23 protein-coding genes are annotated in these 19,981 nt (G+C 65.5%); 8 read left to right on the forward strand and 15 right to left on the reverse strand.

The window, feature by feature from the left end; genetic code table 11:
* The first annotated feature begins 2 nt into the window (after nucleotides 1-2).
* A complete protein-coding gene (locus tag ACQY72_RS02355; RefSeq protein ID WP_428155464.1) occupies nucleotides 3-191 on the forward strand; it encodes a DUF4169 family protein in 189 nt (62 codons plus the stop codon).
* Nucleotides 192-195: 4 nt separating this feature from the next.
* Here the strand turns inward: ACQY72_RS02355 and ACQY72_RS02360 are convergent, their stop codons facing one another.
* Complete coding sequence (locus tag ACQY72_RS02360) at nucleotides 196-1,080, reverse strand: DMT family transporter (RefSeq protein ID WP_428155466.1); 885 nt, start codon at nucleotides 1,078-1,080, stop codon at nucleotides 196-198.
* Nucleotides 1,081-1,185: 105 nt separating this feature from the next.
* On the opposite strand from ACQY72_RS02360, the gene ACQY72_RS02365 reads away from it, so the two are divergent.
* The 5 genes from ACQY72_RS02365 (at nucleotide 1,186) to ACQY72_RS02385 (ending at nucleotide 5,245) form a co-directional block, all read left to right on the forward strand.
* Complete coding sequence (locus ACQY72_RS02365; protein WP_428155468.1) at nucleotides 1,186-1,593, forward strand: YbaY family lipoprotein; 408 nt, start codon at nucleotides 1,186-1,188, stop codon at nucleotides 1,591-1,593.
* A complete protein-coding gene (locus ACQY72_RS02370; protein WP_428155469.1) occupies nucleotides 1,590-1,814 on the forward strand; it encodes a ribbon-helix-helix domain-containing protein in 225 nt (74 codons plus the stop codon). The genes ACQY72_RS02365 and ACQY72_RS02370 overlap by 4 nt, the downstream gene beginning before the upstream one ends.
* 24 nt (nucleotides 1,815-1,838) lie before the next feature.
* Nucleotides 1,839-2,558, forward strand: coding sequence for an SIMPL domain-containing protein (locus ACQY72_RS02375; protein ID WP_428155470.1), 720 nt, complete (start codon nucleotides 1,839-1,841; stop codon nucleotides 2,556-2,558).
* A gap of 31 nt (nucleotides 2,559-2,589) precedes the next feature.
* Nucleotides 2,590-2,733 (forward strand): hypothetical protein, encoded by a 144-nt coding sequence (locus tag ACQY72_RS02380; protein WP_428155472.1) that lies wholly within the window; start codon nucleotides 2,590-2,592, stop codon nucleotides 2,731-2,733.
* 157 nt (nucleotides 2,734-2,890) lie between these two features.
* Nucleotides 2,891-5,245 carry an ATP-dependent helicase gene (locus tag ACQY72_RS02385; RefSeq protein WP_428155473.1) on the forward strand — a complete coding sequence of 785 codons (2,355 nt, stop codon included), beginning with the start codon at nucleotides 2,891-2,893 and terminating at the stop codon, nucleotides 5,243-5,245.
* Nucleotides 5,246-5,252: 7 nt separating this feature from the next.
* Here the strand turns inward: ACQY72_RS02385 and ACQY72_RS02390 are convergent, their stop codons facing one another.
* The gene (locus ACQY72_RS02390) at nucleotides 5,253-6,620 is read right to left on the reverse strand and encodes a DUF4861 family protein (protein WP_428155474.1); all 1,368 of its coding nucleotides are present in this window, start codon (nucleotides 6,618-6,620) and stop codon (nucleotides 5,253-5,255) included.
* Nucleotides 6,621-6,779: 159 nt separating this feature from the next.
* Here ACQY72_RS02390 and ACQY72_RS02395 point away from each other — a divergent pair, with 159 nt between their 5' ends.
* A complete protein-coding gene (locus tag ACQY72_RS02395) occupies nucleotides 6,780-6,962 on the forward strand; it encodes a DUF3606 domain-containing protein (RefSeq protein WP_428155476.1) in 183 nt (60 codons plus the stop codon).
* 9 nt (nucleotides 6,963-6,971) lie between these two features.
* On the opposite strand, the gene ACQY72_RS02400 is transcribed toward ACQY72_RS02395, so the two are convergent.
* The 10 genes from ACQY72_RS02400 to rpmF form a co-directional block, all read right to left on the reverse strand.
* Nucleotides 6,972-8,132 (reverse strand): low temperature requirement protein A, encoded by a 1,161-nt coding sequence (locus ACQY72_RS02400; protein ID WP_428155477.1) that lies wholly within the window; start codon nucleotides 8,130-8,132, stop codon nucleotides 6,972-6,974.
* Nucleotides 8,133-8,221: 89 nt separating this feature from the next.
* Complete coding sequence (gene lpdA / locus ACQY72_RS02405; RefSeq protein WP_428155479.1) at nucleotides 8,222-9,628, reverse strand: dihydrolipoyl dehydrogenase; 1,407 nt, start codon at nucleotides 9,626-9,628, stop codon at nucleotides 8,222-8,224.
* A gap of 2 nt (nucleotides 9,629-9,630) precedes the next feature.
* A complete protein-coding gene (locus ACQY72_RS02410) occupies nucleotides 9,631-10,110 on the reverse strand; it encodes a glutathione peroxidase (protein WP_428155481.1) in 480 nt (159 codons plus the stop codon).
* 15 nt (nucleotides 10,111-10,125) lie between these two features.
* Nucleotides 10,126-11,421, reverse strand: a complete 1,296-nt coding sequence (locus ACQY72_RS02415) for a pyruvate dehydrogenase complex dihydrolipoamide acetyltransferase (protein ID WP_428155483.1) — start codon at nucleotides 11,419-11,421, stop codon at nucleotides 10,126-10,128.
* Nucleotides 11,418-12,785, reverse strand: coding sequence for a pyruvate dehydrogenase complex E1 component subunit beta (locus ACQY72_RS02420; protein ID WP_428155484.1), 1,368 nt, complete (start codon nucleotides 12,783-12,785; stop codon nucleotides 11,418-11,420). Before ACQY72_RS02420 ends, ACQY72_RS02415 begins: the two co-directional genes overlap by 4 nt.
* 3 nt (nucleotides 12,786-12,788) lie before the next feature.
* Entirely contained in the window at nucleotides 12,789-13,817 is a 1,029-nt protein-coding gene (gene pdhA / locus ACQY72_RS02425; RefSeq protein ID WP_428155485.1) for a pyruvate dehydrogenase (acetyl-transferring) E1 component subunit alpha, read from the reverse strand.
* A 133-nt stretch (nucleotides 13,818-13,950) separates the two neighbouring features.
* Nucleotides 13,951-14,250: an FtsB family cell division protein gene (locus ACQY72_RS02430; protein ID WP_135195658.1), complete on the reverse strand. Its 300-nt coding sequence runs from the start codon at nucleotides 14,248-14,250 to the stop codon at nucleotides 13,951-13,953.
* A 138-nt stretch (nucleotides 14,251-14,388) separates the two neighbouring features.
* On the reverse strand, nucleotides 14,389-15,666 hold the full coding sequence (gene eno, locus ACQY72_RS02435; RefSeq protein ID WP_428155487.1) for a phosphopyruvate hydratase: 1,278 nt from the start codon (nucleotides 15,664-15,666) through the stop codon (nucleotides 14,389-14,391).
* A gap of 89 nt (nucleotides 15,667-15,755) precedes the next feature.
* Nucleotides 15,756-16,373 carry a hypothetical protein gene (locus ACQY72_RS02440; protein WP_428155489.1) on the reverse strand — a complete coding sequence of 206 codons (618 nt, stop codon included), beginning with the start codon at nucleotides 16,371-16,373 and terminating at the stop codon, nucleotides 15,756-15,758.
* Between the two features lie 109 nt (nucleotides 16,374-16,482).
* Complete coding sequence (gene rpmF, locus ACQY72_RS02445; protein ID WP_026108365.1) at nucleotides 16,483-16,665, reverse strand: 50S ribosomal protein L32; 183 nt, start codon at nucleotides 16,663-16,665, stop codon at nucleotides 16,483-16,485.
* 251 nt (nucleotides 16,666-16,916) lie between these two features.
* Between rpmF and ACQY72_RS02450 the strand changes: the two genes are divergently transcribed.
* Nucleotides 16,917-17,876: a hypothetical protein gene (locus tag ACQY72_RS02450; RefSeq protein ID WP_428155491.1), complete on the forward strand. Its 960-nt coding sequence runs from the start codon at nucleotides 16,917-16,919 to the stop codon at nucleotides 17,874-17,876.
* On the opposite strand, the gene ACQY72_RS02455 is transcribed toward ACQY72_RS02450, so the two are convergent.
* Genes ACQY72_RS02455 through ACQY72_RS02465 form a run of 3 tightly spaced genes read right to left on the reverse strand, consistent with a single transcriptional unit; the run spans nucleotide 17,873 to nucleotide 19,979 of the window.
* Nucleotides 17,873-18,418 (reverse strand): sugar O-acetyltransferase, encoded by a 546-nt coding sequence (locus tag ACQY72_RS02455; RefSeq protein ID WP_428155492.1) that lies wholly within the window; start codon nucleotides 18,416-18,418, stop codon nucleotides 17,873-17,875. The two genes, ACQY72_RS02450 and ACQY72_RS02455, sit on opposite strands and share 4 nt — an antisense overlap.
* Nucleotides 18,415-19,530 carry an NAD(P)/FAD-dependent oxidoreductase gene (locus tag ACQY72_RS02460; RefSeq protein ID WP_428155494.1) on the reverse strand — a complete coding sequence of 372 codons (1,116 nt, stop codon included), beginning with the start codon at nucleotides 19,528-19,530 and terminating at the stop codon, nucleotides 18,415-18,417. The genes ACQY72_RS02455 and ACQY72_RS02460 overlap by 4 nt, the downstream gene beginning before the upstream one ends.
* Nucleotides 19,527-19,979 (reverse strand): type II toxin-antitoxin system RatA family toxin, encoded by a 453-nt coding sequence (locus ACQY72_RS02465; RefSeq protein WP_428155496.1) that lies wholly within the window; start codon nucleotides 19,977-19,979, stop codon nucleotides 19,527-19,529. Before ACQY72_RS02465 ends, ACQY72_RS02460 begins: the two co-directional genes overlap by 4 nt.
* Nucleotides 19,980-19,981: the final 2 nt, after the last annotated feature.

A 19,981-nucleotide genomic window follows, 5' to 3' on the forward strand; every position in this document is an offset into this window, starting at 1 on the left:
TCATGGGGGAGATCGTCAATCTGAACCGGGCGCGAAAGACGCGGGCCAAGGCCGAGACCAAGGCGCAGGCCGCCGCCAATCGTGTGGTCCACGGTCGAACCAAGGCCGATAAGGCGCTGACCGCTCTGGAACGTCATAGGGCGGACAAACTGCTGAACGGTCAGAAACGCGATCCGAAGTCGGACGACTGACGGCTCAGGTCTTGGGCGCGCGGATCAGCATCACCTGCCCCGCCAGCACCAGCGCCAGTCCGATCAGGGCGCTCCAGCCGAAGCGTGCGCCCTCGAAGATCACAGACACCAGCATGGCGATGGGCGGCGTCAGCGCCGAGATATAGCTGGCCAAGGCATAGCCGCGCTGACGGGCGATGGTGAAATACAGGCCGAACGCGATCACCGACCCGAACAGCGAGAGATAGAGCAGCGACAGCACATAGTGCGGCGTGGGCTCGATCCGCCACGTCACGCCGGTCGCCAATCCATACAGCGCCAGCATGGCCGTGCCATAGGCCATGGCCCAAGACGTGGCGGCCATCACCGGCGCGCCGGCCTGCTGGCCTTTCCAGGCAAACCAGTTGCCGAACGCCGACGCCAGAACGGCGGTCAGGGCGAAGACCACGCCCACCCCCGGATTGAGGCCTGCGCCGGCCGCCGTGATCTGACCGTACGACAGCACCCCCACGCCCATGACGCCCAAGGCCGCGCCGATCCACGCGGCGGGCGCCGCCTTCTGTCCGCCCATCAGGCGGAACAGGATCAGGTTCACGAAGGCCAGGGCGGCGAAGATCACCGCGACCACGGCCGAGGCGACCTGTCCCTCGGCCGCATAGACGAAGCCGTAGCTGACCGCGAACACGAAGGCGCCCTGCCCGATCGCGGCCATATGCTGGGCGCGGGTCAGGCGCAATGGCCGTCGCGTCACGGCGCAGAACGCGAACAGGACCGCCGAGGCCAGGCCGAACCGCCAGACGATGGACACGATTGAATCGACCGGCCCCAGTTGCAGGGTGATCGCATACCAGGTCGTCCCCCAGATCAGGGCGCAGATGGCGATGGCGGCGATCGTGAAAGGGCGGCTCAAGGTCGATCTCCGGCGGCGGACTGCCCGCTTATCATCGCAACACAATCGGCGCCGCTCACGTCTTGCGCCGGAGTGTGACACACTGCGGCGACAAAGGAGATCGTCATGCGAAACGCCCCCCTGATCCTGCCCGCCGCCCTGGTTCTGGCCGCCTGCGCGACCGCGCCGGAAATGACGACGGGAACGACCGTCGTGAACGTGACCGCCAGCTATCGCGAGCGCATCATGCTGCCGCCCGGCCATGTCCTGACGGTCAAGGTCGAGGATGTCAGTCTGGCCGACGCCCCGACCCAGGTGCTGGCCGAGGCCAGCGAGCCGCTGACCGGCGGCCCACCCTATCGCGTCACCCTGGGCCTCCCGACGTCGCAGATCGATCCGCGCCACACCTATGCCGCCCGCGCCGAAATCCGCGACGCGGCCGGCGCTCTGGTCTTCGTCACCGACACCCGCCACGCGATCCTGACCAATGGCGCGCCGGCCTCGGCCGAGATCGTGTTGAAGTCCGCGCGTTGAGCAGTCTGAGCAAACACTCGGTCGCCCTGGCGGGTCATGCGACCTCGGTCGCGCTGGAACCCGAGTTCTGGGTCGTGCTGGACAGGATCGCCGCCACGCGCGGCCTCAGCAAGGCCCAGCTTCTGGCCGAGATCGACGCCAATCGCGGTCGCCGCCCCCTCGCCTCCGCCTGTCGCCTGCTGGCGCTGGACTGGGTGGCGGATCATGGACGACAGGCGTAGCGTCAGCCGAATGGAGACCGCGTCATGACCGACAATCGTCTGATCCCCGCCGCCGTCATGGGCGGTCTTTTGGCCCTGGGCTTCATCGGCGCCGGCGCCCTGATCGGTCAGGGCGTCATCCATGCACGCGCAGGCGACCGCACGGTGACGGTGCGCGGCCTGTCAGAGCGAAACGTGAAGGCCGACCTCGCCGTCCTGCCGCTACGCTTCACCGCATCGGGCGATGTTCTGTCGGAAGTGCAGACCAAGATCGACGGCGACCTTGCGCTTGTGCGGCGCTTCCTGACGGCACAAGGCTATCCTGCCGAAGCCATCGAACTGGGCCGGCTGGAGGTCGCGGACACACGGTCACGCGAATACGCCGCGCAGAATGGCGGTCCTCGCTTCATCCTGGCCCAGACGGTGATCGTGCGAACCAATGATGTGGCGCGGGTTCAGGCCACGACGCGGTTGCTTAACGACCTAGTGCGCCAGGACGTGGTGCTGCAGGACTTCCAGGGACCGTCCTACATCTTCACCAAGCTGAACGATGTCCGCCCGCAGATGATCGCCGAGGGTACGGCGGCGGCTCGCACCGGCGCGGAACAGTTCGCCAAGGACAGCGGCACGCCGCTGGGCCCGATCCGTCAGGCCACCCAGGGCTCGTTCGAAATCCTGCCGCGTGATGGCGCAGGCGGCGACGAGGCCGCCTCGATCGACAAGAAGGTCAGGGTCGTCACGACCATCACCTATAGTCTGAAGTAGTCTCGCGAGATCCCCCGTCGGCGGATTGCGGTTGCCCGATGAATTCGACGTCGGCATGCGGGTCCTGGCCCATTTCGACCAGGGCGACCCACACCGCCATGATCACGAACATCCCAGCCATGCCCAGAACGAAGGCCAGCCACCCGGCTTTCTTGCCCTGCGGTTTGCGGTCTGACGCCGCCTTCCTCGTGTCAGTGTTTCGCTGCATCGCACCTAGGAACCTGCCGTCGCCCTGCCGGTTCCGAGGTTTCATTGTGGCGGCGGCCCTGACATTGCCGCGCGGTCCCCTTATGTTCCGGTTTCGAATCTGATTGACGGATGTTTCTGCGCCTGTGACCGATCTCCCCGCCCCCCGTATTTCCGACCTGGCGCGAGCCCGCGCGCCCGAGGGTGAGGCGCCGCGCGACTATCTGAAAGGGCTGAACCCGGAGCAGCGCGAGGCGGTCGAGACGACCGAGGGACCGGTTCTGGTCCTTGCCGGCGCCGGCACCGGCAAGACCCGGGTCCTTACGACGCGGCTGGCGCACATCCTCGCGACCGGCCGGGCCAAGCCGTGGGAACTGCTGACCGTCACCTTCACCAACAAGGCCGCGCGCGAGATGCGCGAGCGGATCACCCATCTGATCGGTCCATCGGCCGAGGGCCTGCGCTGGCTGGGCACCTTCCACTCCGTCGCCGCCCAGATCCTGCGCCGTCACGCCGAACTGGTGGGGCTGAAATCCAGCTTCACCATCCTGGACACGGACGACCAGGAACGGGTGCTGAAACAGCTGCTGGAAGCCGCCAATATCGACACCAAGCGCTGGACCCCCAAGTCGTTGAGCGGCCTGATCGACCACTGGAAGAACCGCGGCTGGACGCCCGAGAAGCTGCCGCCCGGCGAGGATTTCGCCAATGGCAAGGGTCAGGGTCTTTACGCCGCCTATCAGGCGCGGTTGCGCAGCCTGAATGCCTGCGACTTCGGCGACCTGCTGCTGCACAACATCACCATCCTGTCGCAGCACGCGGACCTGGCCGAGGAATACCGCCGCCGCTTCCATTACATCCTGGTCGATGAATATCAGGACACCAATGTCGCCCAGTATCTGTGGCTGCGGCTGCTGACGGCTTCGACCGGCAACGTCTGCTGCGTCGGCGACGACGACCAGTCGATCTATGGCTGGCGCGGGGCCGAGGTGGACAACATCCTGCGCTTCGAGCGCGACTTCCCCGGCGCCAAGATCGTCAAGCTGGAGCGGAACTATCGCTCGACCAGCCACATCCTCGGCGCCGCCTCGGGCCTGATCGCCGCCAACCGCGACCGGCTGGGCAAGACCCTGTGGACCGAGGACGACAGCGGCGACAAGGTGCGGGTGCGCGGCGTCTGGGACGGCGAGGCCGAGGCCCGGCTGATCGCCGACGAGATCGAGACCGCGCGTCGTCCCCACGCCGGCGAGCCGGGGCTGAAATACAAGGACATGGCCATCCTGGTCCGCGCCTCGTTCCAGATGCGGGCGTTCGAAGAGCGGCTGGTCATGCTGGCCATCCCCTATGCCGTCATCGGCGGCCCCCGCTTCTTCGAACGGGCCGAAATCCGCGACGCCCACGCCTATATGCGGCTGATCCAGTCGGAAGACGACGACCTGGCTTTCGAGCGGATCGTCAATGTGCCCAAGCGGGGCATAGGCGACACCAGTGTGCAGAAGATCCTGCAACTGGCCCGCCAGCACGACCTGTCGGCCCTGACGGCGGTGCGCGGCCTGATCAACACCGACGAGCTTCAGGCCCGCACCCGCACCGCCCTGTCCAACTTCGTGCGCGATGTGGATCGCTGGCGCGCCCTGTCCGAGACCACGCCCCACTGGCAGGTCATGGAGACCGTGCTGGAAGAGAGCGGCTACACCGATATGCAGAAGGCCGACCGGACCAGCGGCCAGACCCGGTTGGACAACCTCAAGGAATTGACCCAGTCGATGCAGCAGTTCGAGACGCTGCAGGCCTATCTGGAGCACGTCTCCCTGGTCATGGATCTGGAGCGCGCCAACAGCGACGATCCGAACGGCGACGGGGCGGTCCAGATCATGACCTTGCACGGCGCCAAGGGGCTGGAGTTCCCGCTGGTCTTCCTGCCAGGCTGGGAGGAAGGCGTCTTCCCCAGCCAACGCAGCATCGACGAAAAGGGCGAAAAGGGTCTGGAGGAGGAACGCCGCCTGGCCTACGTCGGCGTCACCCGCGCCAAACAGGACGCGCGGATCTCGTTCGCCGCCAACCGTCTCGTCTATGGCCGGTGGACCTCGCAACTGCCCAGCCGTTTCGTCGACGAACTGCCCATCGCCCACGTCGATCCGCAATCCGACACCGGCTACTACGGCGCCTCGGCCGGCATGAAGGAGGCCAAGAGCCGCTGGGACGACGCGCCCTCGTTCGGCAGCGGCTATTCCTCGCCCGGCTGGAAACGCGCCCAGAGCTTCACCGCTGCCCAGACGCCTGCGAAGATTCCAGCCCGCAAGGCCGTTATCGAAGGTGACGGCCGTTTGATCGCCACCGGCGATCCCAAGTCCAGTTCCGGCTGGAAAAAGGGCGAACGCGTCTTCCACCAGAAGTTCGGCTACGGCAATGTCCGCGTCATCGAGGGCAACAAACTGCTGGTCGAGTTCGAGAAGGCCGGCGAGAAGCGCGTTATCGACAGCTTCGTCGAGAAGGCTTGACCCGCCCCTAGTCCTTCGCCTCCTCGCGCACCTCATCCAGCCTCGGCGGACTGGCGAAGCTGCGGGCGCTGGCCGCGACATAGTCCGCAAAGGCCTGCGGCGTCTTCATGACCTCGCCCTCGCTCCAGCCGGCGGCCAGCATGTAGCGATAGGTGCGGTCAGTCCGCGCCGGTACGCGGAAGACGTGATTGCCGCCCCGCGCCTCCACGAAACGATAGTCGGGCCGATCCGCCTCCGGCACGATCAGCGCCGTGCCCGCATAGAGGATCGGCGCCTGCTGCTGCAGCCCCTCGACATCGTCGGGATTGCGCAGGGCCTCGGGCGCCGTGGTGACGACCCAGTTTTCCTCGCGCCGTTCGAAATCCTGTCCCGGTCGCTTGCGGATGCCCACGGCGAAGTCGGCGCCCTGCGGCCCAGGCTCCCACACCGGAAAACGCACCTGCGCCGTCGAATAGTTCTGACCGGCATAGGCGGTATAGATCTGCTCGACCTCGTAACGCCCCTGCCCGGTGTTCCAGTTCATGGTCCGCACACGCACCATGCTGCGCAGCGGGCCGTTGACCAGGACATCGAAGCTGTAGCGGGTGTCCGATTGCTGACCGCTGTTGAACCGGTGCTCCAAGTCCGCGATTGGAGTGAAGCGCGGTCGGGCCAGGGTCTCGCCCTCGTAGACTCCTATGCCTCCGCCGCCGAAGCTGTCGTCCACCGACATGATGTCTGCGCCATAGTCCGGGTTCTCGGCCCCGACGCCATAGCCATCCAGATTGCCCATATAGAGCCGGTTCGACATCAGGACCGGCTTGCGCTTGGCGTACAGGTCGATGTCGGTCGGAAACCACAGCTTCCAGCCGACGTGCTCGCTTTCCCAGAACGGCATGGTATGGCGCATGTAGCTGCCGATGGCGGCATGGGTGCGATGGGGATTCCACCCGCGTTGCTGGAAGCCGCGATACAGGTGCAGGGTCTTGCGTTCCCCTGCCTGCAGATCGACGACGAAGAACAGTTCGTCCCAGATCCCGTCGCGATCCAGGTCGTCGAACTGGTAGTCCAACGCGCGGCCGTTGGTCTCGCCCCGCCGCTCGTGCGGTCCTTGGCGCGCCAGCAATTCCGGCGATGGATCGGGACGCGGCGTCCCAGCCGGATCGACCAGGGTGACGGTCAGTTCCTGGATATCGGCCAGCATCGGTAGTTGATCGCGGCGAACGACCACGGGGACGCCGGGCCGATCCTCGTTCAGATCATTGGCGATCACCACGGCGACCCGTTCACGCGGCGCGAAATCGCCTTGAACATACCAGGCGTCTTGCGCTGATGCCGAGGTCGCAAAACTCGCGGCAAGCGCGGCCAGAGCCGCGCCGTACACCCATCCAGCCATATATCCTCCTCGCCGGTCTGACGCCGGCATCGTCGGAGGTTGGGTCGGAAACGACGAAATGTCTACCGGTGTCAGGGCCGCGGAACGCACATGTCCTATGCCAGACCGCCGAAGGCGCTTACGAAGATCGGAAATCAAACCCTCAGACAGGAGCCGACCATGGCGGGCCTCAAGGACAAGCGCGGCTTCATCGACAAGGACCGGATCGACCTGTCCGAGCGTCAGTCGGTCGAATACTGGATGAAGCGCTGGGGCGTGACGCGGGATCAGATCAGCGCCGCCCACCGCAAGGTCGGCCGCATGACCAAGGACATCGCCGCCGAACTGGGCAAGAAGCGCTGAGGTTACGCCTCAGTCGCGGCTTCGGCGCGCCTCCCAGGCGACGACACCGAGCAGCATCGCTGTCGATAGCAGGCTGAGCCACAGGGACGATAGAGGCGCCAGGCCCGTCAGCGCCGCCGCCATCAGCAACATCAGAACCCCGCAAGCCGCCAGCCGATCGATCGCCCAGCGCCCCCACACGCAATAGGCCGCCAGCGACGATCCGAACAGAAAGATAGCCGGTCCGCCCAAGATGGCGGCGGTCATGTGCGCCTGCGAATGGCTCAGCGGATGGGCCAGCACGAACTCGTCTCCCACGGCGGACACGACGATGCCCGCGATCAGGACGATGGGTGCATAGGTATAGGCCCGACGCGCGATGGCGCCGGCGTCTCGGGCATGGGCGATGACCTCCGACGCGGCCTCGTGCTTGCGGCCGAAATAGAGCTGCCACATCGCAATGGTGGTCAGGAAGCTAGAGCCGAACGCGGCGATGGTCGCAGCGCCCCACGGCAGTTCTGCGAAGGTGGCGCCGGTGACCAGCAAGATCTCGCCCAAGCAGATGATGACGAACAGGCCCACACGCTCGGCCAGATGCGCACCCTCGACAGTCCAGTCTGTGCTATCGGCGCGGCCGAGGCCAGGCGTGCGAAATCCCGACGCCGGGCCGGCGTATTCCACCACGAGTGCGCCCAGCCACCACAACAGTCTCTGCTCGGGATCGGCGAACCCGCCCACAACCCAGAAAACCCCGGATAGCAGCGCCCAGCTCAGGATTCGTCGGAAGTTTCGCGCCAGAACGCGGTCGCTGCGCGCGGCCCACAACATGAACAGGGCTCGACCGACGTGGACAGCGACGAAGGCGCCGGCGAAGATCAGTCCTCTTTCGCCAAACGCTTCCGGCAGGGCGATGGACATGACCAGACCGACCGCCATGATCGCGAACAGGGCGATCCGCACCGGCGTCCGCTCCACGTCCAGCCAGTTCGTGACCCAGGACGTGTAGATCCAGCTCCACCAGACGGCGGCCATCAGCATCAGGGCCTGAAGCGCGCCGAGCGGGGTCGGATGCTGGATCAGCAGATGACTGATCTGGGTGATGGCGAAGACGAAGACCAGGTCGAAGAACAGTTCGACAAAGCCGACGCGGGCGTGCTCGCCCTTCACCCGTTCGCGCAGCAGCGAAACCATCCGATCTTCCCCGTTCGAAGGAAAGCCTAGTCCTGCGCCCTCTCGCCGTCATCCCCCGGATCACGCCAGAGAATCACCTCACGGCAGGATCAGAGGTGGATGGTGCGTCCGTAGGCGTCCAGCGCCGCCTCGTGCATGGCCTCCGACATGGTCGGGTGCGGATAGACGATGCCGTGGATGTCTTCTTCCGTCGCCTCCATGGTGATGGCGGTGACATAGCCCTGGATCATCTCGGTCACTTCGTGGCCGATCATGTGGGCGCCGATGAGGGCGCCGGTCTTGGAGTCAAAGATCACCTTCACGAAGCCGTCCACCTCGCCGGCCGCCACGGCTTTGCCGTTCACGCGGAACGGGAAGCGGCCGATCTTGACCTCGCGCTTCTCGGCGCGGGCGGCCTGTTCGGTGACGCCGACCGAGGCGACCTGCGGCTGGGCGTAGGTGCAGCCGGCGATGGGCGAATGGACGTTCGGGGTCTTGTAACCGGCGATGAATTCGGCGGCGTGGATGCCTTCGTGCGACGCCTTGTGCGCCAGCCAGGGCGCGCCGGCGCAGTCACCAATGGCGAACAAGCCCTTGACGTTGGTCTGGCAGTGGCCGTCGGTCTTGATGTGGCCGCGGTCCAGCTCGACGCCCAGCGCCTCAAGGCCGATGCCGTCGGTGTTGGCGGTGATGCCGACGGCCGAGATGCAGACCTCGGCCTCCAGGGTTTCGGCCTTGCCGCCGATCTCGACGGCGACAGACACGCCCTTGGCCGACTTGGTGACCCTGGTCACCTTGGCGCCCAGCTTGAACTTGATGCCGCGCTTTTCGAACGACTTCTGGGCGGCCTTGGAGACCTCCTCGTCCTCGACCGGCATGATGCGTTCGACCGCCTCGACGACCGTCACTTCGGCGCCAAGCGCGCGATAGAAGCTGGCGAATTCGATGCCGATGGCGCCCGAACCGATGACGACGAAGGACTTGGGCAAGTTCTTGGGCGCCAAGGCGTCGCGATAGGCCCAGATTCTGTCGCCGTCGGCCTCAAGCCCGATCTGCGGCAGGGCGCGGGCGCGGGCGCCGACAGCCAGCATGACAGCCTTGGCCTCGACCGTGCGCGAACCGCCGGCCTTCAGCGCAATGACCACCTTGGGCGCTGTGGCGCCCTTCTCCAACTTGGCCGAGCCCTCGATCACCTCGATCTTGTTCTTCTTCATCAGGAAGGCGACGCCCTTGTTCATCGTCGCCGCGACGCCGCGCGAACGCTGAATGATGGCGTCGAAGTCGAACGACGCGCCCGAGGCGGACAGGCCGTATTCCTTCAAGTGCGACAGGCTCTCGAACTTCTCGCCCGACTTCAGCAGGGCCTTGGTCGGAATACAGCCCCAGTTCAGGCAGATTCCGCCCAGGTTCTCGCGTTCCACGATGGCGACCTTCTGGCCCAACTGGCTCGCACGGATGGCCGCGACGTAACCGCCGGGGCCCGAGCCGATGACGACGAGATCGAATTCAGCAGCCATGATCAGATCAACTTCTCGATGTCGGCCTTGATGGCCTCGGGTTCTGTCTGCGGGGCATAGCGGGCGACCACCCTGCCCTCGCGATCGGTCAGGAACTTGGTGAAGTTCCACTTGATGGCCTTGGAGCCGAGGAAGCCGCGCTTCTGTTCGGTCAACCAGGCATAAAGCGGGTGCCGGTTCGGCCCGTTGACCTCCACCTTGTCGAACAGGGGAAAGGTCACGTCGAAACTGGTGGCGCAGAAGGCGGCGATTTCCGCCGCCCGGCCCGGCTCCTGCTCGCCGAACTGGTTGCAGGGAAAGCCCAACACCTCGAACGGCTGGTCGGCGAAGGTCCGATGCAGCTTTTCAAGGCCGTCGTATTGCCCCGTAAAGCCGCACTTGGACGCCGTGTTCACGATCAGCAGCGCCTGACCGCGAAAACGGTCCAGCGAGACGTCCGTGCCGTCGATGGCGCGGGCGGAGAAGTCATAGACCGAGGTCATGACTCCACCCTCCCCTTACGCCAGCATCGCGACGGGATCTTCGATCAGCGGCTTGAACGCCTGCAGGAAGCGTGCGCCGGTCGCGCCGTCCACCACGCGGTGATCGCAGGTCAGGGTCACGGTCATGACTGTGGCCGCAACGACCTGGCCGTTCTTGACGACCGCGCGCTGCTCGCCTGCGCCCACGCTCATGATGCAGCCTTGGGGCTCGTTGATGATCGAGGTGAACTGCTTGATCCCGAACATGCCCAGGTTGGACACCGAGAAGGTGCCGCCCTGGAACTCTTCCGGCTTCAGCTTGCGTTCGCGGGCGCGCTTGGCCAGGTCCTTGGACTCGGTCGCGATCTGCGCCAGGCCCTTGGTCTCGGCCTTCTTGATGATCGGGGTGATCAGGCCGCCGTCGATCGCCACCGCCATCGAGACGTCGGCGTTGTGATGCATGGCGATGCCTTCGGGTGTGTAGGAGGCGTTCGCCTCCGGCACGGCCTTCAGCGCCAGGGCCGCAGCCTTGATGACGAAGTCGTTGACCGACACCTTGATGCCCTGCGGCTCCAGCATCTTGTTCACCTTCGCGCGGACGGCCATCAGCTGGTCGATCTCGACGTCGATGAAGAGCGGGAAATGCGGGACGTTCTGGATACTGTCGACCATGCGACGCGCCACGGCCTTCTTCATCCCGTCCAGAGGGATCAGGTCATAGCTGCCGTCCGGAATGCCCATTTGCGCCAGAGAGTGCGCCTTGCGCGGTTCGATGCCCGAGGTCGCGGCGGCGGTCGTTGCCGATGCGGCAGCTGGTTGAGCGGCGTCCTTCGGCGCGCCCTCGACGTCACGCTTGACGATCCGGCCGTGCGGTCCGGTGCCCTTGATCGACTTCAGATCGACCCCGTTCTGCGCGGCGATGCGACGCGCCAAGGGCGACGAGAAGATGCGCTCGCCGTTATCCGATTTCGGGGCAGCAGGAGCCGGAGCAGCGGCGGCCTTGGGCGCTTCAGCGGCGGGAGCGGCTTCGGCCTTCGGCGCTTCCTCGGTCTTGGCGGCGGGCTTTTCCTCAGCCTTGGGCGCGGCGACAGCGCCCTCGTCCTTCAGGCGGGCGATGGGCGTATTGACCTTAACGCCTTCTGTGCCTTCGGCGACCAGGATGTCGGTGATCTCGCCCTCGTCCACGGCCTCGACTTCCATCGTGGCCTTGTCGGTTTCGATCTCGGCGATCACGTCGCCGGCCGAGACGACGTCTCCGACCTTGACGTGCCACTTGGCCAGAACGCCCTCTTCCATCGTCGGAGACAGGGCGGGCATCAGGATGTCGGTCATGCCATCACCTGCTTCACAGCTGCGATGATCTTGTCCACGCCCGGCAGCGACAGCACTTCCAGGTTGGCGGCGTAGGGCAGCGGCACGTCTTCCTGGTGCACGCGCAGCGGCGGGGCGTCCAGATAGTCGAAGGCGTGTTCGATGACCCGGGCCACGACCTCGGCGCCGACGCCCATCGGACCCCAGCCCTCTTCGGCCGAGACCAGACGGCTTGTCTTCTTGACGCTCTCGACGATGGTGTCGGTGTCCAGCGGACGCAGGGTGCGCAGATCGACGACCTCGCACTCAATGCCTTCTTCGGCCAGCTTCTCGGCGGCCTGGAGGGCGAAGCCGACCATGCGGCTGTGGGCCGTGATGGTCACATCCTTGCCTTCGCGACGGACCTTGGCCTTGCCGATTGGCAGGACGTAGTCTTCGACGTCCGGCACGTCGAACTCCAGGCCGTACATCATCTCGTGTTCGAGGAAGACTACGGGGTTCGGGTCGCGGATGGCGGCCTTAAGCAGTCCCTTGGCGTCGGCCGCGTCATAGGGCGCAATCACCTTCAGGCCCGGCACCTGGGCGTACCAGGCCGAATAGTCCTGGCTGTGCTGGGCGCCGACGCGCGAGGCGGCGCCGTTCGGACCGCGGAAGACGATAGGCGCGCGGATCTGACCGCCCGACATATACAGGGTCTTGGCGGCCGAGTTGATGATGTGGTCGATCGCCTGCATGGCGAAGTTGAACGTCATGAACTCGACGATCGGCTTCAGGCCCGACATGGCCGCGCCGACACCCAGGCCGGCGAAGCCATGCTCGGTGATGGGGGTGTCGACGACGCGCTGGTCGCCAAACTCCTGCAGCAGGTCGCGGCTGACCTTGTAGGCGCCTTGGTACTGGGCGACTTCTTCGCCGATCAGGAAGACGCGGTCGTCACGACGCATCTCTTCGGCCATCGCGTCGCGCAGGGCGTCGCGCACGGTCGTCTTGATCAGTTTGGCGTCGGCCGGGATTTCTGGGTCGCGCAGTTCGACCTTGGGGGTCGGGGTCTGTGCCGGGGCCTTCTCGGGATCGCCGGTCTTGCCTTCGGTCGCAGCCTTGGGCGCCTCGGTTTCGGCCGCCTTGGGCGCGGGCGCCGCTGCGCCGTCTTCGCCGGCAAGCCGCGCGATCGGCGTATTGACCTTCACGTTCTCCGAACCTTCGGCGACCAGGATTTCCAGCACTTCGCCTTCATCCACGGCCTCGACTTCCATCGTGGCCTTGTCGGTTTCGATCTCGGCGATCACCTGGCCGGCCGACACGGTGTCGCCTGCCTTGATATGCCATTTGGTCAGCGTGCCCTCTTCCATCGTGGGGGACAGCGCCGGCATCAGAATGTCGGTCACGGATCAGGCCTCCACGTAGACGTCTGTGTAGAGCTCGGACGGATCGGGTTCCGGGCTCTCTTGGGCGAATTGAACAGCTTCGGCGACGATCGCCTTGATTTCGGTGTCGATGGCCTTGAGCTCGTCCTCGGTCGCATTGGCGGCCGACAGCAGCATTTTCAGGTGATCGATCGGATCGCGGGTCTTCTTGACCTCGTCGACCTCTTCCTTGGTCCGGTATTTCGCCGGATCGGACATCGAGTGGCCGCGATAACGATAGGTCTTCACTTCCAGGATGAAGGGTCCGCCGCCTTCACGGGCGCGCTTCACAGCACGGGCGGTGGCGTCGCGCACGGCCAGCACATCCATGCCGTCGACCTGTTCGCCCGGAATGCCGAAGCTGGCGCCGCGCTGATAGAGTTCGGTCGTGGACGACGAGCGTTCGATGCTCGTGCCCATGGCGTACTGGTTATTTTCGATGATGTAGATGGCCGGCAGCTTCCAGAGCTGCGCCATGTTGAAGCTCTCGTAGACCTGACCCTGGTTCGAAGCGCCGTCGCCGAAATAGACGAAGGCCACCGAATCGTCGCCGCGATATTTACCGGCGAAGGCCAAGCCGGTGCCCAACGCCACCTGGGCGCCGACGATGCCGTGACCGCCGTAGAAGCCGGTCGGCACGTCGAACATGTGCATCGAACCGCCCTTGCCCTTTGACGAACCGCCACTGCGGCCGGTCAGCTCAGCCATGACTTCCTTCGGATCCATGCCGGCGGCCAGCATGTGGCCGTGGTCACGATAGCCGGTGATGATCTTGTCGTAGCCCTGCTTGACGCTCTCCTGAACGCCGACGGCCACGGCTTCCTGGCCGATGTACAGGTGGCAGAAGCCGCCGATCAGACCCATGCCGTAGAGCTGACCTGCACGCTCCTCGAAGCGGCGGATCAGAACCATCTCGCGATAGAAGCGAAGCAGGTCCTCCTTGGACGCCGTCGGCGTATTGGGCAGTTTGTCAGGCGAAGTCGTCTGAGCGGATTTGGCTGGGGCTTTCGCCATCCGGTATCTCCCGGCTAGGCGTCGAGAACCGACGCCTTCTTATCGTTACGGAAAGGGGCTTTAGCAGCCTTCCTTCCCGGAAGGCAAAGGGGTGGGAGCCGCCCTGTAACAATAGTTCAAGTGGCGAGTGTTTTCACCCTTGAACGGCAGGCCCCGGCACGCGGATCACATAGTCGCGGGGGTCCGAGAAGCCCAACACAGCGCGAGCGCGCTCTTCCAGCAAATCACGGGACAGACTGTCGGTGCGCAGATAACGCACACGCGTCTCAAGATCGCGACGCTGCTCGGTCAGATGCGCCAATTGGTCCTCGCGCTGCCCCAGCAGGGCATCGCGGGAAGAGCCGCTCAGCAAGCCGCGCTCGCCCGTCAGCGCCTGCACCCCAAGATAGGCAAGCAGCAACAACAGGGCGAAGGACAGGCGGTAAGGTTTCATCCGTTCGGGCACTCAAAACGCTCCTTCTGAGCGCGAAAACACAGTTCAGGAACCGTGCCCGAAAATGCCTAACGAAATGTAGCTTGACCGTAAGATAATCGGCGGAGAACGCTGATTCTCCACCGACAATTCAGTTTCTTATTTCAGCAGCATGCCGTCGCCGAAATAGATGCCCTGGTCCCCCAGCATCTCTTCGATGCGCAGCAGCTGGTTGTATTTCGCCACCCGGTCCGAACGCGCCAGCGAGCCGGTCTTGATCTGCCCGCAGTTGGTGGCGACGGCCAGGTCGGCGATGGTGTAGTCTTCGGTCTCGCCCGAGCGGTGGCTCATCACGGCGGTGTAGCCGGCGCGGTGGGCCATATCGACGGCGTCCAGCGTCTCGGACAGAGTGCCGATCTGATTGACCTTGATCAGGATCGAGTTGGCCAGGCCTTCGCCGATGCCGGCGGCCAGACGCGCCGGGTTGGTCACGAACAGGTCGTCGCCGACCAGTTGGACCCTGTCGCCCAGACGTTCGGTCAGCAGACGCCAGCCGTCGAAGTCGTCCTCAGCCATGCCGTCTTCGATCGAGACGATCGGGAACCGCTCGCACAGATCGACCAGATAGGCGGCCATACCGTCGGAATCGACGGTCTTGCCCTCGCCCGTCATGATGTATTTGCCATCCTTGAAGAATTCAGTCGAGGCGACGTCCAGGCCCAGATGGAAGTCTTCACCGGCCAGATAACCGGCCGCCTGCCCCGCCTTGGTGATGAAGCTCAGCGCTTCGTCGGCCGAGGCCAGGTTCGGGGCGAAGCCGCCCTCGTCGCCGACGTTGGTGTTGTGACCGGCGTCCTTCAGCTGCTTCTTCAGGGCGTGGAAGATTTCGGCGCCCATGCGCACTGCGTCCGAGAAGGTCTCGGCGCCCGTCGGCAGGATCATGAACTCCTGGATGTCGATCGGATTGTCGGCGTGGGCGCCGCCGTTGATGATGTTCATCATCGGGGTCGGCAGGACCCGGGCCGAGACGCCGCCAAGGTAACGATACAGTTCCTGATTGGCGGACAGGGCGCTGGCCTTGGCGACGGCCAGCGACACGCCAAGGATGGCATTGGCGCCGAGACGCGCCTTGTTGGGCGTGCCGTCCAGGTCGATCATCGCCTCGTCGATGCGGCGATGCTGCTCAGCGTCCATGCCGGACAGGGCGTCGAAGATCTCGCCGTTGACGGCGTCGACCGCATTTTGCACGCCCTTGCCGCCCCACATGTCCTTGTCGCCGTCGCGCAGTTCGACCGCTTCATGCGCGCCGGTCGAGGCGCCCGACGGCACGGCGGCGCGGCCAAACGAGCCGTCTTCCAGCGTGACATCGACTTCCACCGTCGGATTGCCCCGGCTGTCGAGAATCTGGCGGGCGACGATGTCGGCGATGTCGGTCATGGCTCGGCTCTTTGGCTCAAGGGGCAAGGGAGGTCCGACGGTTTAGCCGCCTCCCCGCCAAACGCCAATGCCGACATCGTCGCTTGGCGTCAGGAACAGCCCTCGACCAGCTGGATCGACGGGTCGCCGGCGTGAACCATCATCACCTTGCCGTCGCTGCCGATTTCGTAGCGTACGCCGCGCGCCGCAGGATCGGTGACATAGGACGTCGAGCCGCCACGCGACCAGACGAACAGATCTTCGGCCGGTGCATCCTGGTACTTGTGCGGTTGGGCGAAAAGGGCGCCGCCGTAAGCCTGTTTGATCGTCATGGCGGCGTCACCGACGCCGAAACCGCGATCGGTCTTGGTCGTAGCACCGCGCGCCAGAGTGATTCGCGTCAGGACGCCGTTCTGGATCATGACCCGCACGTCCGCCGGCGCATTGGCCGGATGGAACTCGTCGCAGGTCTCCGGATCGGCGCCGCCGACGGCGTTCGGCTGAGAATCATCGCCCCAGGCCGTCACCAGCTCGGCACGCGTCATGCCGATTCGCACGGGACCCAGCCCTTCGGCCGTCAGGGCGTTGGGGTCTGCAGCGGGCGCCGCGGGCGTCTCCACAGCCGGCGCAGCGGTCACTGGAGCCGGAGCGGCAGGCTGTTCCTGGCGGTTACAGGCGGCGAGCGTCAGCAGCGCGCAGGCGCTGACGGCGGTGAAACGAATCATCATGCGGCATCTCCAGAGGAAGCTTCACCGCATTGAACGCACGAAAACGGCGCGCGGGTCACCGCGCGCCGTCGAATTCATCGTCCAGCCGAAGCCGGGATCACTCGAAAGACTAGTCTTCCTTCGGCGTGATGACCTGACGACCGCGATAGGTGCCTGTCTTCAGGTCGATATGGTGCGGGCGCTTCAGCTCGCCGGTGTCCTTGTCCTCGACATAGACGTTCGAGGTCAGGGCGTCGTGGGCGCGGCGCATGTTGCGACGCGAGGGGGATACTTTCCGCTTCGGAACGGCCATGTCCGTATCAATCTTCTAAGTCGGGCGCCGCCCAGAGCCGAAGCCTGATCAAGCGCGAAAACGATAGCGGCGGCCCCCAACCCTTCCTTAGAAAGGATGCCGAGCCGCCACGCGAGGCGCGGCTTATGCATGAACCTCGCGAGGATTTCAAGGCGGGTCTTCAAACCAATGCCGAACCCGCATCGGCGCCCCGGTGGCCTCGGCCGAACGGCTCAGGCACAGTGCGCAAAAGCGATTACGGGAGACGAACGATGAAGACCAGATGGATCGTCGGCGCGGCCATGACCGCCGGCCTTGGACTGGCCCAGCCTGTGGCCGCTCAGGAAGGCGTACGAATCATTCCACTGCCCGAAGCCGCAGCCTATCCAGAAGGCATGACCGTCGACCCGACGACCGGCGCCATTTACACCAACAGCGCCAACACCGGCGTGATTGTGCGATTGGATCCCGTGACGGGCGCGGCCGCTGTCGTCGGCGATCCTTTGAACATGGCCGACGCTCGCCCCGCCACGCCCAAATCGGTCGCCCTGGGGCTGAAGTCGGACGGCGAGGGCCGGATATGGGTCGCAGGGGCGCGCGACGGTTCCATGCATGTGGTGGACAGCGCCACCGGCCGGCGCCTGGCGCGCTTCACGACGCCTGAAGGCCCGTGGCTGATCAACGATGTCGTCCTGACCCAGGACCACGCCTATTTCACCGATTCCCTGCGGCCGGTGATGTGGCGGGCGCCTCGCAATGCTGTCGCGGATGCGATGCTGGAGCCTTGGCTGACCTTCGAAGGGACCGCGCTCGACTTCGGCGAGGCGCCCAATCTGAACGGTCTCGCGGCAACGCCGGACGGTCGTTTCCTGATCGTCGTCCACGCCAAGGCCGGCCGCCTGTTCCGAATCGCCACCGACACCGGAGAAATCGCGGCCATCGACACGGCAGGCTCAGAACTGTCGAGCGGCGACGGGCTGGTCCTGAACGGTCAACGTCTGTTCGTCGTGCGTCAATCGGCGGGCGAGGTCGTCGCGCTGAACCTATCGTCCGACCTGCTGACGGCGACCGAGACCAAGCGGATCAAACCCGCCGAACTGGCCTGGCCCGCGACGGCGGCCATCAGCGGCGACCGGTTGATCGTCGCCAACAGCCAGCTGAATCGGCGCGCCTCCGGCGATCCGGTCCTTCCGTTCAGCCTGGTGTCGATCCCGCTGTCGGCCTTCGATTAGGTCAGCCGTTTCACGATCTTCGCCGGATTGCCGACCACGACGACATCGGACGGCACATCCTTGGTCACCACGGCGCCGGCGCCGATCACCGACCGGTCGCCGACAGTGACCCCGGCCAGGACGATAGCGCCGCCGCCGATCCAGACGTCGTCGCCGATGACGATGGGCCGCGCCGTCTCCTCGCCGCGTCGCGCCACGGCGTCCAGCGGATGCTCCGGCGTCAGAAGCTGCACTCCAGGCCCAGCCTGAAAGTTGTCGCCGATGCGGATTTCGGCGCAGTCCAGGAACACGCAGTTGGCGTTGGTGAAGGCCCGCGCGCCCAGGTGGATGTTGACACCGTAGTCACAGAAGAAGCCCGGCATGATCACCGCCTTGCCGTCGGCGGCGTTCACCAGTTCATTGACCAGGGCGCCGCGCCGCTCGCGATCCGGCTCGGCGTTGATGGCGACGGTCAGGCCGACCGCGCGGGCGCGACCGTCCCGCAAGTCCTGATCGCCCGGATCATAGGGCAGGCCCGCCAGCATCTTCTCGCGTTCGGTCATGCGGTCTCCGTCAGGGCGGCGGCCACGGCCTCGCCTATGGCCAGGGAACTGGTCAGTCCAGGGCTCTCGATGCCGAACAGCGCCATCAGCCCGTTGATGCCGTGATGCTCGCGCCCGTGCAGTTGAAAGTCCGGTTGCGGCTCGCCCGGCCCATGCAGCTTTGGCCGGATACCGGCGTAATCGGGCGTCAGCGCGCCGTCGGGCAGGCCCGGCCAGAAGCGGCGGATATAGGCGGCGAAATCCTCCGCCTTGGCCGGATCGACCGAATAGTCTTCCGTCTCGACATAAGCCAGGTCGGGACCGAACACGGCCTGCCCGCCTAGGTCCTTGCGATAGTGCGTGCCCAGGGCGCCGGGGATGGGCGGCGGATAGATCAGCCGGTCGAACGGCGCCTTTCCGACCAGGCGGAAATAGACTCCCTTGCCGAAATGACCGGCGGGAATGTCGCTGGCGGGATAGCCGTCTATCGACGCGGCCACGGCCTGAGCCGACAGACCCGGCGCAGTGACCAACAGGCGGCTAGTGACCTGCATCGCCCCCTCCCCGCCTACGTGTACGGAAAAGCCTCCGCCCGTCAGAGGCTCAGCGCCTTCGAACGGCGCCGAGACCACGACCGATCCGCCCGCATCCTCGATCTCGCCCTGCAGGGCCAGCATATAGCCGTGGCTGTCGAACAGGCCGCTCTCGGGCGACAGGATGGCGGCATGAGCATTCAGTTCGGGCTCCAGCGCCCGCGCCTGGGCGCCGGTCAGATGTTCCAGCCCCTCGACGCCGTTCGCCGTCGCCTGTTCGAAGATGGCCTCGACCCGCTCGACCTCCCGCTCCTGCGTCGCCACGACCAGCTTGCCGCATTTGCGATGATCGATCTTGCGGCTGGCCAGGAAGTCATAGAGGGCGCGCCGCCCCTCGACGCAGAAGCGGGCCTTCAGCGACCCGGTCGGATAGTAGAGGCCGCCGTGAATCACCTCGGAATTGCGCGAGGAGACGCCCTGGCCGATGTGGCCTTCCTTCTCCAGCACCAGCACCGTCAGGCCCCGTTTCGACAACGCCCGACCGCAGGCCAGGCCCACAGCCCCGGCGCCCACGACGGTCGCGTCGAAATCGAAACTCATGGCCTGGAGTATCTCTGCTTCGCCTCTGCCTCGAAACAGCCGATCAGCTTTTCCACCGCCCGATCGAAGTTGGCGGACAGCATCAGATCCAACATCTTCGATTTGAAGGCGAAGTCGATCATGAACTCCAGCCGCGCGCCATCGGGGTGCGGAAAGAACTCCCAGCGGTTCTTCAGGTGCTTGAACGGCCCGCGCAGCAGGCCGACCTCGACCTTGGGCGCGTTTCGGTCATGCCGGACCCAGGTGGAGAACCGCTCCTTCAGAAAGGAGAAGCCGACCCCAGCCTCGGCGTCCAAGACCGTGACGCCCTCGCCCTCGGCCCGCTCGTTCCAGACGCGCATCGACGTGACCCAAGGCACGAAGTCGGGATAGGCGCGAACGTCGGCGACCAGATCGGCAAGTTGCTCGGGCGCATACGGAAGGATGCGCGTGACGCGGTGGACGGACATTC

This window comes from Brevundimonas sp. (genome assembly GCF_965279155.1).
In the GTDB taxonomy this organism is placed as follows: Bacteria; Pseudomonadota; Alphaproteobacteria; order Caulobacterales; family Caulobacteraceae; genus Brevundimonas.